Source organism: Streptomyces sp. NPDC090445 (assembly GCF_044769385.1).
In the GTDB taxonomy this organism is placed as follows: Bacteria; Actinomycetota; Actinomycetes; order Streptomycetales; family Streptomycetaceae; genus Streptomyces.
The window spans coordinates 258,640-271,222 of the sequence record NZ_JBIVXV010000007.1 but is presented as its reverse complement, the minus strand read 5'-3'; the positions used below and the strand labels follow the sequence as shown (position 1 = coordinate 271,222).

At 73.7% G+C, this 12,583-nt stretch carries 12 protein-coding genes; 2 read left to right on the top strand and 10 right to left on the bottom strand.

Going from position 1 to position 12,583, the window contains the following annotated elements; translation table 11 throughout:
- Positions 1-9: 9 nt before the first annotated feature.
- The 4 genes from ACIQUT_RS18120 to pdhA form a co-directional block, all read right to left on the bottom strand.
- A complete protein-coding gene (locus tag ACIQUT_RS18120; RefSeq protein ID WP_403563887.1) occupies positions 10-198 on the bottom strand; it encodes a hypothetical protein in 189 nt (62 codons plus the stop codon).
- Between the two features lie 156 nt (positions 199-354).
- Positions 355-1,710: a dihydrolipoamide acetyltransferase family protein gene (locus ACIQUT_RS18115; protein WP_403563886.1), complete on the bottom strand. Its 1,356-nt coding sequence runs from the start codon at positions 1,708-1,710 to the stop codon at positions 355-357.
- Positions 1,710-2,708 (bottom strand): alpha-ketoacid dehydrogenase subunit beta, encoded by a 999-nt coding sequence (locus ACIQUT_RS18110; RefSeq protein ID WP_403563885.1) that lies wholly within the window; start codon positions 2,706-2,708, stop codon positions 1,710-1,712. The genes ACIQUT_RS18115 and ACIQUT_RS18110 overlap by 1 nt, the downstream gene beginning before the upstream one ends.
- Positions 2,705-3,841, bottom strand: a complete 1,137-nt coding sequence (gene pdhA, locus ACIQUT_RS18105) for a pyruvate dehydrogenase (acetyl-transferring) E1 component subunit alpha (RefSeq protein WP_403563884.1) — start codon at positions 3,839-3,841, stop codon at positions 2,705-2,707. The genes ACIQUT_RS18110 and pdhA overlap by 4 nt, the downstream gene beginning before the upstream one ends.
- Before the next feature lie 198 nt (positions 3,842-4,039).
- Between pdhA and ACIQUT_RS18100 the strand changes: the two genes are divergently transcribed.
- Positions 4,040-4,612, top strand: coding sequence for an Lrp/AsnC family transcriptional regulator (locus ACIQUT_RS18100; RefSeq protein WP_403563883.1), 573 nt, complete (start codon positions 4,040-4,042; stop codon positions 4,610-4,612).
- A 52-nt stretch (positions 4,613-4,664) separates the two neighbouring features.
- On the opposite strand, the gene ACIQUT_RS18095 is transcribed toward ACIQUT_RS18100, so the two are convergent.
- From ACIQUT_RS18095 to ACIQUT_RS18085, 3 genes are all read right to left on the bottom strand, one after another.
- The gene (locus ACIQUT_RS18095) at positions 4,665-5,174 is read right to left on the bottom strand and encodes a CAP domain-containing protein (RefSeq protein WP_403563882.1); all 510 of its coding nucleotides are present in this window, start codon (positions 5,172-5,174) and stop codon (positions 4,665-4,667) included.
- 313 nt (positions 5,175-5,487) lie between these two features.
- Complete coding sequence (locus ACIQUT_RS18090; RefSeq protein ID WP_403563881.1) at positions 5,488-6,078, bottom strand: TetR/AcrR family transcriptional regulator; 591 nt, start codon at positions 6,076-6,078, stop codon at positions 5,488-5,490.
- Complete coding sequence (locus ACIQUT_RS18085; protein WP_403563880.1) at positions 6,075-7,649, bottom strand: 3-hydroxyacyl-CoA dehydrogenase; 1,575 nt, start codon at positions 7,647-7,649, stop codon at positions 6,075-6,077. The genes ACIQUT_RS18090 and ACIQUT_RS18085 overlap by 4 nt, the downstream gene beginning before the upstream one ends.
- Positions 7,650-7,816: 167 nt before the next feature.
- Here ACIQUT_RS18085 and paaN point away from each other — a divergent pair, with 167 nt between their 5' ends.
- Entirely contained in the window at positions 7,817-9,517 is a 1,701-nt protein-coding gene (paaN, locus tag ACIQUT_RS18080; RefSeq protein ID WP_403563879.1) for a phenylacetic acid degradation protein PaaN, read from the top strand.
- A gap of 10 nt (positions 9,518-9,527) precedes the next feature.
- Here paaN and ACIQUT_RS18075 read toward each other — a convergent pair whose 3' ends face one another.
- From ACIQUT_RS18075 to ACIQUT_RS18065, 3 genes are all read right to left on the bottom strand, one after another.
- Positions 9,528-10,274: a TrmH family RNA methyltransferase gene (locus tag ACIQUT_RS18075; RefSeq protein WP_403563878.1), complete on the bottom strand. Its 747-nt coding sequence runs from the start codon at positions 10,272-10,274 to the stop codon at positions 9,528-9,530.
- Between the two features lie 184 nt (positions 10,275-10,458).
- On the bottom strand, positions 10,459-11,757 hold the full coding sequence (locus ACIQUT_RS18070; protein WP_403563877.1) for an HTTM domain-containing protein: 1,299 nt from the start codon (positions 11,755-11,757) through the stop codon (positions 10,459-10,461).
- Entirely contained in the window at positions 11,742-12,521 is a 780-nt protein-coding gene (locus ACIQUT_RS18065) for a DUF5819 family protein (protein ID WP_403563876.1), read from the bottom strand. The genes ACIQUT_RS18070 and ACIQUT_RS18065 overlap by 16 nt, the downstream gene beginning before the upstream one ends.
- Positions 12,522-12,583: the final 62 nt, after the last annotated feature.

Here is a 12,583-nt window from a genome sequence, read left to right as displayed (position 1 = left end):
GCGGGGCGGCTACCTGAGGGCGGCGGCGACGAGCCCCTCCAGGGCGTCGACGGGGACCCCGGCGCCCTGGACCAGGTGCTCGAAGACCAGCCCGTCCACGCAGGCCGGCAGGGTCTGGGTACGGGCGTCCGCGTCGGGTGCGCCGTCTGCGGCCAGGAAGGCCCGCACGGCGGCCCGGCCGGCGACCGGCTCTCCCACCCCGTGGCGGTGTCCCTGCGCAACGGCGCGCTGCGCCCGGCCCCCTCCGGGTCCGCGGTCCGCGGCATCCTGCGGCACGCGGACGGGAAACCGCCGCGGCTCCCGGCGCGGGTCGGATGACCCGTACCGGGAGCCGCGGCGGCGCCGCCGGGGCGGCTACAGCGAGCGCAGCAGCACCGCCGGGGACTCCACGCAGTCGGCCACGTACCGCAGGAAGCCGCCCGCGGCCCCGCCGTCGCAGACCCGGTGGTCGAACGTGAGGGACAGCTGGACCACCTGGCGGACCGCCAGCTCGCCCTGGTGCACCCACGGCTTGGGGATGATCCGGCCCACCCCGAGCATCGCCGCCTCCGGGTGGTTGATGATCGGCGTGGACCCGTCCACCCCGAACACGCCGTAGTTGTTCAGCGTGAACGTGCCGCCCGTGAGGTCCGACGGGGCCAGCTTCCCGGTCCGTGCCAGCTCCGTCATCCGGGCGAACTCCGCCGTCAGCGACTCGGCGCTGCGCCCCTGGGCGTCGCGCACGACCGGCACGACCAGGCCGCGCTCGGTCTGGGCGGCGAAGCCGAGGTGCACGGCGGGCAACCGGACGATCTCGTTCGCCGCCAGGTCGACGGTGGAGTTGAGCTCCGGGTAGCGGGCGAGCGCCGCGGTGCAGATCCGGGCCAGCAGCGCGAGGACCGAGACCTTCGGGCCGCCCGCGGCGTTCATCGCCGCCCGGGCCGCCATCAGCTCGGTCGCGTCGGCATCGACCCAGCACGTGGCGTCCGGGATCTCCCTGCGGCTGCGCGAGAGCTTGTCGGCCACCGCGCCGCGCAGCCCCTTGAGCGGGATGCGCTCGCCGGCCGCCGCGACGGGAGCGGCCGCCACCGGGGCGGGGGCCGCGGCCGGAGCCTTGAGCGCCGCCTCGACGTCCGCGCGCAGGATCAGGCCCTCGGGGCCGGAGCCGCGCAGGGCGCGCAGGTCGATCCCGTGGTCCCGGGCGAGCTTGCGCACCAGGGGCGAGATGACCGGAACGGGCCCGGTGACCAGGGCCGCCGGGGCGGCAACGGCCACCGCAGCCGGGGCCGCGGCAGCCGCCGGGGCGGCGGCCAAGGGCCGGGACACGGCCGCAGGGGCGGGAGCCGGCGCGGCGGAGCCCGGTCGCACCCGCCTCCGACGCGCCGGGCGGGAGTGGTCCGTGCCGTAGCCGACCAGGACGTTGCCGGAACCGGAAGCCTCCGGCTCCGCGCCCTCACCGGCCACGGCGACCGCATCGGCCGCACCCGCACCCACCGCCACAGTGATCAGCGGTGCCCCGACGGGGAGTTCCGTGCCCTCCTCCCCGAAGCGGGCGGTGACCACACCGCCGTAGGGGCACGGCACCTCCACCATCGCCTTGGCCGTCTCGACCTCGACCACCGGCTGGTCGACGGCGACGACGTCGCCGACCGCCACCAGCCAGCGGACGATCTCGGCCTCGGTCAGTCCCTCCCCGAGGTCGGGGAGCTTGAACTCCATTACCTGCGCCATCAGTTCTCCCACTGCAGGCGGGCCACGGTGTCCAGGATCCGGTCCACACCGGGCAGGTGGTGCTTCTCCAGCATCGGCGGCGGGTACGGGATGTCGAAGCCCGTCACGCGCAGCACCGGCGCCTCCAGGTGGTGGAAGCACTTCTCCTGGATGCGGGCGGCGAGCTCCGCGCCCGGTCCGCCGAAGCCGTTCGCCTCGTGCACCACGACCGCGCGCCCGGTACGGCGTACGGCGGCCATGACGGTGTCCTCGTCGAGCGGCACCAGCGAGCGCAGGTCGAGGACCTCCAGGTCCCAGCCCTCCTCGCGGGCGGCCTCGGCCGCCTCCAGGCACACCGGGAGGGAGGGCCCGTAGGTGATCAGCGTCGCGCTCGTGCCCGGGCGCCTGACCTGCGCCGTGCCGATGCCCGGTACGGCGGCGGGCGCCTCCGGGTTCCAGTCGGCCTTCGACCAGTACAGCCGCTTCGGCTCCAGGAAGACCACCGGGTCGTCGCTGGCGATCGACGCGCGCAGCAGCCCGTAGGCGTCCTCGACGGTCGCCGGGGTCACCACGTGCAGGCCGGGGGTGGCGATGTAGTACGCCTCGGAGGAGTCGCTGTGGTGCTCCACGCCGCCGATCCCGCCGCCGTACGGCACGCGGATGGTGATCGGCAGCGGCATCGCGCCGCGCGTGCGGTTGCGCATGCGCGCCACGTGCGAGATGAGCTGCTCGAACGCCGGGTAGGCGAACGCGTCGAACTGCATCTCGACGACCGGACGCAGCCCGTACATGGCCATGCCGACGGCGGTGCCGAGGATGCCGGCCTCCGCGAGCGGGGTGTCCGTGCAGCGGTCCTCGCCGAACTCCTTCGTGAGGCCGTCCGTGATGCGGAAGACGCCGCCGAGGGCGCCGACGTCCTCACCCATGACGTGGACCGTCGGGTCCTCCGCCATGGCGTCGCGCATGGCCCGGTTCAGGGCCTGCGCCATCGTCGCGGGCTTCGCCGCCACCGTGGTCACGACTGTTCCTCCGCATCGAGCTCGGCCCGCAGCATGTCCGCCTGCTCGCGCAGCCGGCCGGTCTGCTCCGCGTAGACGTGCTCGAACAGGTCCATCGGGTTCAGGACCGGGTCCGCGTTCATCCGCTCGCGCAGGGCGGCCGCCATCTGCTCGGCCGCCTCCTTGGCTTCCGCGATGCCCGCCGCGTCGAGGACGCCGCGGGCGGTCAGCTCGCGCTCCAGCAGGTCCACCGGGTCGTGCGCCTTCCATGCCTCGACCTCGGCGTCTCCGCGGTAGCGGGTCGCGTCGTCGGCGTTCGTGTGCGCTTCCATGCGGTACGTGACGGCCTCGATCAGCGTCGGGCCGCCGCCGGACCGGGCCCGCCGGACCGCCTCGGACAGCACCTCGTGGACCGCGGCGATGTCGTTGCCGTCGACGAGGCGGCCGGGCATGCCGTAGCCGACGGCCTTGTGGGCCAGGGTCGGGGCGGCGGTCTGCTTGGCGAGCGGCACGGAGATGGCGAAGCCGTTGTTCTGGACGAGGAAGACCACCGGGGCCTGCCAGACGGCCGCGAAGTTCAGGGCCTCGTGGAAGTCGCCCTCGCTGGTGCCGCCGTCGCCGATCATGGCGAGGGCGACGACGTCGTCACCGCGCAGCCGCGCCGCGTGCGCCAGGCCCACCGCGTGCGGCAGCTGGGTGGCGAGCGGGGTCGACAGCGGGGCGATCCGGTGCTCGCGGGGGTCGTAGCCGGTGTGCCAGTCGCCGCGCAGCAGGGTCAGCGCCTGTACGGGGTCCAGGCCGCGCGCCACGGCCGCGAGGGTGTCGCGGTAGCTGGGGAAGAGCCAGTCCTGCTCCTGGAGGACCAGCGCGGCCGCGATCTCGCATGCCTCCTGGCCGACCGTGGAGGGGTACACCGCGAGGCGGCCCTGCCGGGTGAGGGCCGTGGCCTGCGCGTTGTAACGACGCCCGCGCACCAGTTCGGCGTAGCAGCGGCGCATCAGCTCGGGGTCGAGCTTCTCGGCGGCCGGCGTGCCCAGCACCCGGTACGGCTCGGGGTCCGGGAGCAGCGGGGCGGGGTCCGTACGCGGACTCCAGGCGGGCGGGGTGGCGGATCGGTGGGACGCCCCGGCACCGGGCAGCTCTTGGACCGTCATGGCGGCGTACACCTCCTCTTGGGAAGCGGGCTCCTCTTGGGAAGCGGGCAGGGGGCACCTCGGGGCTGTGAGGCGCCTCACCAACCGATTGTTCGGTCGATGGCGCAATTTGGCTACAGGCGGCGTCAGGCTGTGGACAAACTGGCGCCGGGGCCCTGGGATGGATGCAGGACGTCCAGGACAGGGAGGCAGTGGGCAATGCCGGATGAACAAATGGCCGCAGGCGGTTCCGCACCGGTCCCGGCGGGGGGTTCCTCCTCCGTCCCACCGGTCCCGTCCGCCCCGCCCCGCCCGCTGGACCCCATCGACCGGTCGATCATGCGGCTGCTCCAGGCGGACGGCCGGGCCTCGATACGGTCGGTGGCCGAGCAGGTCCACGTGTCGCGCGCGAACGCCTACGCCCGGATAAACCGGCTCATCGACGACGGGGTGATCCGCGGGTTCACGGCTCGCGTCAACCACGAAAGGGCAGGTCAGGGCGCCTCCGCCTATATCACTTTGAAGATCGTGCAGAACTCCTGGCGCACGGTCCGCGAGAAGCTCCGCGAGCTGCCGGGCGCCGCGCACATCGCCCTGGTCAGCGGCGATTTCGACGTCCTGCTGCTGGTCCACACCCCCGACAACCGGACCTTGCGGGAGCTGGTCCTCACCCGCCTCCAGGCCATTCCGGAGGTGCTCTCCACGCGCACGCTGCTGGTCTTCGAGGAGACGGACCTGCTCGACGCGGCCCCGGGGGCCGGCGGAGCCGGCCAGGCCCTCCCGGAGGACTAGCGGCCCCCGCGCAGGACGGGCCGGCCCGCACACGTGTTCCGGCCGAATCGGATCACTGCTGGCAGTGGCCGAAGGTCACCACGTACGTCCAGGCGTTGTTCGCGCCGGCCCCGGCCGGGTCGGCCGAACCGGCCTGCGCCCAGCTGCCGATGTCGCGCATGGAGCCGTTGAGGATGAGCGCGCGGTGGCCCGGGCTGTTCATCCACCAGTCGACGGCGGCCTTCGGGGAGCCCCCGGTGCCCCAGCCGGTGTAGGTGATCTCACCGAACGCCCACGAGCGCGGGTTCGGGCAGTAGCCGGCCGCGATGATGCGGCTCCCCGGCGTGGAGCCCGTCTGCGGGTTGCGGTGCGGGTCCTTGCCCGGACCCCACCACTTCTGCTGGACGGCGGCGACGGCGTGCTGCCGGGCCGCGCTCGTCAGCGGTCCGTTGAAGGTCAGGGCCGGCAGCCCGCGGCTGGTGCGCTGGGCGTTGATCAGGCACACCACGGAGTTGTCGCAGCCCTGGGCCGCGGCCGGGGGCACCGCGACGGGTACCAGCGCGGCGGAGAGGGCAGCGGCCACGAGGGGGCCGAGAAGACTGCGGGTTCGAGAAGCACGGCTTGTCACGAGGGTCCACCTCCCGCGGGACGAACTGGGGTGCAGGGGTGCGGAGGTGGCGGCCGGTCGCCGGGAACTTCTCTCCCAGGCTGCCATCGGGGCGGCCCGGCCGCCATCCGGGACCGGGCCGACCCGAAGGGGCCTGCTGCGTTCGGCGCGGCGGTGCAGGCGCCCGCCGGGACCTCGCCCGCCGGGACCTTCGCGTCGCCGGCTGTCCTCACGCGGGCCTTGGTGCGGGGCGCGGCCTTGGTGCGGGGCGCGGCCTTGGCCTCGGGGATCAGCCGCGGACCGTCCGCAGCCCGTCGAAGGCCATGTGGACCACGGCGTCGGCCAGCTGGTCCGGGGTGGTGCCGGGGTGCGGGCGGTACCACTCCACCAGGGAGTTGACCATCCCGAAGAGCAGGCGGGTGGCCAGCCGGATGTCCACGTCCGCCCGCAGGTCCCCGTCGGCTGCGGCGGCCTTGAGGAGCTCCGCGACCTGGTGGTCGAACTCCCGGCGGCGCTCCAGCGCCCAGCGCTCGGTCCGGGTGTTGCCCCGCACCCGCAGCAGCAGCGTCACGTACGGCAGCTCCCCGACCAGGACCTCCACCGTGCGGCGCGTGACGTACTCGACCCGCTCGACCGCCCGGCCCTGCACCGCGCCCGGCTCTTCGAGCACGGAGAAGAGCCCGTCGAGCGCGCGGCTGACGGCGCGCTGGAGCAGCTCCTCCTTGCCCGCGACGTGGTGGTAGATCGAGGACTTGGAGATGCCGGCGGCCTTGGAGAGGTGCTCCATGGAGGTGCCGTCGTAGCCGCGCTCGTTGAAGACCTGGACCGCGACCGTCAGGAGCGACTCGGGGGTGTAGGTGTCCCGCCTGGCGGTCGTCATGCGCTCTCCTCCGCCGCGGCGGCGTCCCCGGCGGCTCCCTCGACTCCCTCGGCTTCCTCGACTCCCTCGGCTTCCTCCGGCGATTCCGCGTAGCCGAGCTTGAACAGCGCCAGCGAAGGTGCGTAGCGGCCGCCCGGGCAGCGCTCGTCGAGGTGGTGCAGCAGGTCGTACGCCCAGTCGGAGCCGAGCCGCTCGTGCCATGCGGACGGGCCCAGCGGGTAGTTGACGCCGAGCCGCATCGCCGTGTCGATGTCCTCGGCGGAGGCCACGCCCCGGGCGACGGCGTCGGCGGTCAGGTCGATCAGCATCGCGACCGTACGGGCCACGATCATGCCCGGGACGTCGCCGATGACCGAGACCTGCTTGCCGAGCTTCTGGAACAGCCCGACGGCCTCGGCGAGGGTCTGCTCGCTCGTGTCCGTGCCGGCGGAGAGCGCGATGCGGGTGGCCCCGCGGTAGTCGAGCGCGAGGTCGAAGTAGACGACGTCGGTGAACTCGACGGAGGTCTTGCCGTCCGCGAGCACCAGCTGCCCCTCGCCGGGCAGCTGGATGTACGGGCCCCCGGTCCCGGCGGCCGTGACCGCGATCCCGGCCTCCTCCATCAGGTCGACGAGGTCCGCGGCGGGGCCGAGGTCGCCGACGACAGTGACCTTCTCCGGGGCCTGCGCGGGGGCGGCGGTGTGCGGGACCGGTGCCGGCGCGTCCGGGCCGTACGGGTACCAGCCGTGCCCCGACTTGCGGCCGAGGCGGCCCGACTGGACCAGCCGGCGCTGCGCGAGCGAGGGGGTGAACTTGGGGCTGCGCCAGAAGGACTCCCACACCGACCGGGTGACGGCCTCGTTGACGTCCTGTCCGATCAGGTCGGTCAGCGCGAACGGGCCCATCTTGAAGCCGCCGCTCTCGCGGAGCACGGCGTCGATGGTGGCCGGGTCGGCGCCCTGCTCCTCGTACACCGCGAAGGCCTCGGCGTAGAAGGGGCGGGCGATGCGGTTGACGATGAAGCCGGGGGTGTCGGCGCAGCGGACCGGGGTCTTCCCCCAGCTCAGCATGGTGCGGTAGCCGCGCTCGGCGGCGGCCGGGTCGGTCGCGTGGCCGCTGACCACCTCGACGAGCGGGAGCAGCGGGGCCGGGTTGAAGAAGTGCAGGCCCAGGAAGCGGCCGGGGTGCGTGAGCCCGGCGGCCAGCTCGGTGACGGAGAGGGAGGAGGTGTTGGTCGCCAGCAGGGCGTCCGGGGCGAGCACCTCTTCGAGTGCCGTGAAGACCGCGCGCTTGACGCCGGTGTCCTCGACGATCGCCTCGACGACGAGCGCGGCGTCCGCGAGGTCGGAGAGGGCGGAGGCCGCAAGGATCCGGCCGTTCGCGGCCTCGGCCTCGGCGGGCTCCAGGCGGCCCTTCGCGGCCATGCGGTCGACACGGTCCTGGACGATGGCGACGCCGTCGGCGGCGAGGGCGGCGTTGATGTCGTAGATCAGCACCCGGTGACCTGCGAGGAGCGCGACCTGGGCGATGCCCTGGCCCATGGTGCCGGCGCCGACCACCGCAACGGTGCGGGACCGTTCGATTGCTGTCATGTCCTGATCCTCCCGCACCGAGTTATCCACAGGTCGGTCGGGCCCTCTTGTCCCGACCGATCGTTCGGTTACTCTAACTCCAGTCTGCTCTTCTTCACCCGCCCTTGCCTGATCCCAGCCTGCGATCCAGTCTGGTCTTGCCCGGCTCAACGAGGAGTTGGTCCCTGATGGCCGCCGAGCCCACCGTCACCCAGTCGCCCGCCCTGTCGGAGCTGTCCGCCAAGCACCGGCCCACCCTGGACCAGGCGCTGGAGGCCATCCGCAGCCGTGCCTACTGGTCCCCGCACCCCGAGCACCCCAAGGCGTACGGCGAGACCGCCCCCGCCGACGGCCTCGCCGCGTTCCAGGCCCGCCAGGGCACCCGCTTCGACCTGGACCAGCCCGGCACCGACGGCTGGACGGGCGGCGAGGTCTCCCCGTTCGGCCCCTCGCTGGGCATCGAGTACCCGCACGTCGACCCGGACGTGCTGCTGCCCGCGATGCGCGCCGGCATGGGCGCCTGGCGGGACGCCGGGCCGGAGGCGCGCGCCCTGGTCTGCATCGAGATCCTGGCCCGCATCAGCGCGCGGACGCACGAGTTCGCCCACGCCGTCATGCACACCAGCGGCCAGGCCTTCATGATGGCGTTCCAGGCCGGCGGCCCCCACGCGCAGGACCGCGGCCTGGAGGCCGTGGCGTACGCGTACGCGGAGCAGACCCGCGTCCCCGGCCGGGCGGACTGGTCCAAGCCGCAGGGCAAGAAGGACCCGCTCCAGCTGGACAAGGCCTTCACGGCGGTCCCGCGCGGCGTCGCCCTGGTGATCGGCTGCAACACCTTCCCGACGTGGAACGGCTACCCGGGCCTCTTCGCCTCCCTCGCCACCGGCAACGCGGTGCTGGTCAAGCCGCACCCGCGGGCCGTCCTCCCGCTCGCCCTGACCGTGCAGGTCGCCCGCGAGGTCCTGAAGGAGACGGGCTTCGACCCGAACCTGGTCGCCCTGGCCGTCGACCGCCCGGGCGAGGGCATCGCCAAGGACCTGGCCGTCCGCCCCGAGATCAAGGTGATCGACTACACGGGCTCGACGGAGTTCGGCGACTGGCTGGAGGCCAACGCCCGCCAGGCCCAGGTGTACACGGAGAAGGCCGGCGTCAACACGGTCGTCGTCGACTCCACGGACAACTACAAGGGCATGCTGGCGAACCTCGCCTTCTCCCTGTCGCTCTACAGCGGCCAGATGTGCACCACCCCGCAGAACCTGCTGATCCCGCGGGACGGCATCGACACGGACGCCGGCCGCAAGACGTACGACGAGGTCGTCGCCGACATCGCGGCCTCGGTCGGCGGCCTGCTCGGCGACGACGCCCGCGCGAACGCGCTGCTGGGCGCGCTGGTCAACCCGGACGTCAAGGCCCGCCTGGAGGCGGCCGCCGGCCTCGGCGAGGTCGCGCTGGCCTCCCGCGAGGTGGCCAACCCCGAGTTCCCGGACGCCGTGGTGCGCACCCCGGTCGTGGTGAAGCTGGACGCCGGCAAGGCGGACGACTCGGCGCCCTACCTCTCGGAGTGCTTCGGCCCGGTCTCCTTCGCGGTGGCCGTGGACAGCACGTCGGACGCCCTCGCCCTGCTGCGCCGCACGGTGCGCGAGAAGGGCGCGATGACGGTCGGCGCGTACACCACCTCCGCGGACACCGAGCGGGCCGTCGAGGAGGTCTGCCTGGAGGAGTCGGCGCAGCTCTCGCTGAACCTGACCGGCGGGGTGTACGTCAACCAGACCGCGGCGTTCTCCGACTTCCACGGCTCGGGCGGCAACCCGGCCGCGAACGCCGCGCTGTGCGACGGGGCGTTCGTCGCGAACCGCTTCCGCATGGTGGAGGTCCGCCGCCAGGCCTGACGGCCGCGGCTCAGCCGGGGTGGGGCCCGCCCCAGTGGAACAGGGCCATGGCCACGCTGGTCGCCAGGTTGTAGCTGGACACCTGCGGCCGCATCGGCAGGGACACGAGGTGGTCCGCCCGGGCGCGCAGCTCGGGCGAGATCCCGTGCCGCTCCGAGCCGAAGGCCAGCAGCGCGTCGTCCGGGAGGGCGAGGGCACGGATGTCCTCGCCCTCCGGGTCGAGCGCGTACAGGGGCCCCTCGGGGAGGGTCTCCAGACTCACCGACTGCACGGTGGTGGCGTAGTGCAGCCCGGCCCCGGCCCGCACCACGTTCGGATGCCACGGATCCAAATCGCCCCGGGTGACGACGCCCGTCGCCCCGAACCCGGCGGCGAGCCGCACGACGGCTCCGACGTTCCCCAGGTTCCGCGGGTTGTCGAGCACGACGATCGGCGCGGTCCGCGGCATCCGCTCCAGCCGGGCCCGCCCCTCGGCGGCATCGGGCCGCACGGCGAGCGCGGCGACCCCGGTGGGGTGCACGCGGGGGAGCAGCGTCCGCAGCTCGGCGGCCTGCACGAGCCGCTCGACGTCGCCCTCCACATCGGGAGCCAGCTGCGCGGCCAGCGCCCGCACCGCCTCGGGATCGTCGGCCACGGCGACCCGCACGTCGGCCCCGAACCGCAGCGCGTGCTTCAGCGCATGAAACCCGTCGAGCAGGACGAGATCGCCGCCGCCCTCCTCAACCGCACGCCACTCCCGCACCGTCTGTTCACTCATGCAGCGAGCCTACGTGCGGCGTGTTGCGCGACCAATAAACGATCTTCCCCTGTGATGACAGGGGCATGTCACACACCCCGCGGGCCGGGCAAATCCAGCCCCGCCGGCGTTTGAGGCGCGGGTCCGGGCAGAGCCCGGGGAACGGAGGAAGGGTGGGTCGGGGAGGTGCCCCGCGCAGCGGCGCCTACCGCGGACCGGCAGCCGCAGCCGGGTCGGGGTCGGATTCCGGGTCGGAATCCGGGTCGGAATCCGGTTGCGAGTCCGGGTCGGAATCCGGATCGGCATCCCGGGCCGGCCCGGGCAGAACCACCGGCTGCGCCACCCCCGGCCGGCGGCGCAGCCGCCCGACCGCAGCCCCCGCCCCCACCAAAAACGCGGTCGGCAGGAACACCGCGTCAGCGGCGATCATCGCCAGAGAAAAGAACGGCAGCCCCAGCAACACCGCAATCCCCGCATGCTCCAGCATCATCACGCCGAGCAGCGCATTCTTGATCCGCCGGTGGAACACCGTGAACGGGAAGGCCACCTGCAGCACAACGGTCCCGTACGTCAGCAGCATCACCACCGTCCCACTGCCTGCCAGCAGCGCCGACAGCCCGGGCCACGGGCTGAAGTAGTCCAGCCCGAGCGGGTAGTACAGCGCGGTCCCGTCCTGCCACCGCGACCCCTGGACCTTGTACCAGCCCGCCGTGGCGTAGATCAGGCAGACCTCCGCCATGATCACCAGCATCCCGGCGTTGTGCACCACGTTGGCCAGCACGTCCAGAAGGGCCCGCCCCTCGCCGCGCCCGCGCTCCCCGCTCCGCCCGGCCTCCTCGCCGGCCGCGGGGCCTGCGCTCCGCTCGGCCGTCCACCACAGCGCGGCGACCACCCACAGCGCGGTGTACGCCGCCGTCCAGCCGAGCCCGAACCGCCCGGTCAGGGCCCCGTACGCGAACACGGCACCGAGCACGCCCCACAGCACCGGCCCGGCCGCCCCCGCCGAGGCGGACCCCCGCAGCCGCGCCCGCCGCGCGTCCAGCGACCACACCTGTGCGCACCGCGTGAGCACCAGGTAGATCGCCATCAGGTGGATGACGTTGTCGCCACCGTCGCCCATGAACACGCTGCGGTTCTGCAGGGACAGCACCCCGGCCATGAACACCACGGACGTGGCCCGGGTCCGCCAGCCCAGCATCAGCAGGGCGCTCGCCAGCACGGCCGCCAGGTAGACGGTCTCGAACCACAGTGCCGAGTCCGACCACAGCAGCACCGTGAAGGCGTGGTTCGATTCGACCAGCCGCCGGGCGAGCTCCCAGCTCCAGGGGCCGTCGGGCCCGTACAGTTCGTGCCGGTTCGGGTACTCGCGCAGCAGGAAGAACAGCCAGGTCCCGGCGAAGCCGATCCGGACGACGGCGCTCTGGTAGGGCCCGAGCGCTTCCCCGGTGACCCTCGCCAGCGCCCGCGCCGCGCCGGCCCGGGCCCGTCTCAGACCGTCCACCACGGCAGCTCCCGGTAGTACGTCTGGGTGTCGGTCCGCTCGTCGCTCCAGGCCGGCGCGGGCACCGCGCGCGTCGCCGAGCGCAGCTGGATCCGTACGACCTCGCCGTCCCCGCCAACCTCGCCGTCCCCGCCGGTCCCGGTCCCGGCCCCGGCCCCGGTGCCGGTCCCGCCGAGCCGGTTCAGGGCGATCCGCCGCAGGTACTGCTCGGACAGCTCACCGCGCTCCCCGTTGGGGTTGTCGTCCTCGTCGTGGGAGCCGGTGAAGAAGTCCCAGGCGCGGCGCAGCTCGTTCTGCCGGGTGTGGCTCGGCAGCAGGCTGTGCCGGATGGCCGCTCCGTCGTCGGCGGACAGGTCGTGCCACGGCCCGGTGACCACCTCCCCGCCGGGGGTCCGGTATTCCGCCCGGACCTCGACCGCGATGTTCTGCTGGAGCGGGTTGGGGGCGAAGAGCTTCCAGTTCTGCTCGAACTCGGGGTAGATCCAGCCGTCGACCGCGGCCGCGTGCCGCTTGCTCAGCGTGTTGGACGGCGCGACGTGCAGGAAGACCAGGGCCAGGTGGGTGCAGGCCGCGAGGCCGGTCGCGGCCAGGGCGAGGGCCGCGACGGCCCGGTACGGGCCGGACAGCCCCGCGATCCCCGGCGGGCGGACCGGCGCTGCAGTCGGCGCTGCGGCCGGCGGGACGGCTTGCGGGACGGCCGGCGGGCGGGCGGGCGGGCGGGCGGGCGGAGCGTCCGCTTCGGCGGTCTCGCGCTCGTTCGATTCCATCGTGTCCCGATCGTTCGGCGTCCACAGGGTTGACCACAGAGGTTGACACCCTACGGGCCGCC

What these genes read in the sequence shown, in the direction of transcription:
- ACIQUT_RS18075 (WP_403563878.1), bottom strand. Translation starts at nt 10,274, where the DNA reads ATGAGTGAACAGACGGTGCGGGAGTGGCGTGCGGTTGAGGAGGGCGGC.
- paaN (WP_403563879.1), top strand. Translation starts at nt 7,817, where the DNA reads ATGGCCGCCGAGCCCACCGTCACCCAGTCGCCCGCCCTGTCGGAGCTG.
- ACIQUT_RS18090 (WP_403563881.1), bottom strand. Translation starts at nt 6,078, where the DNA reads ATGACGACCGCCAGGCGGGACACCTACACCCCCGAGTCGCTCCTGACG.
- ACIQUT_RS18065 (WP_403563876.1), bottom strand. Translation starts at nt 12,521, where the DNA reads ATGGAATCGAACGAGCGCGAGACCGCCGAAGCGGACGCTCCGCCCGCC.
- ACIQUT_RS18085 (WP_403563880.1), bottom strand. Translation starts at nt 7,649, where the DNA reads ATGACAGCAATCGAACGGTCCCGCACCGTTGCGGTGGTCGGCGCCGGC.
- pdhA (WP_403563884.1), bottom strand. Translation starts at nt 3,841, where the DNA reads ATGACGGTCCAAGAGCTGCCCGGTGCCGGGGCGTCCCACCGATCCGCC.
- ACIQUT_RS18115 (WP_403563886.1), bottom strand. Translation starts at nt 1,710, where the DNA reads ATGGCGCAGGTAATGGAGTTCAAGCTCCCCGACCTCGGGGAGGGACTG.
- ACIQUT_RS18100 (WP_403563883.1), top strand. Translation starts at nt 4,040, where the DNA reads ATGCCGGATGAACAAATGGCCGCAGGCGGTTCCGCACCGGTCCCGGCG.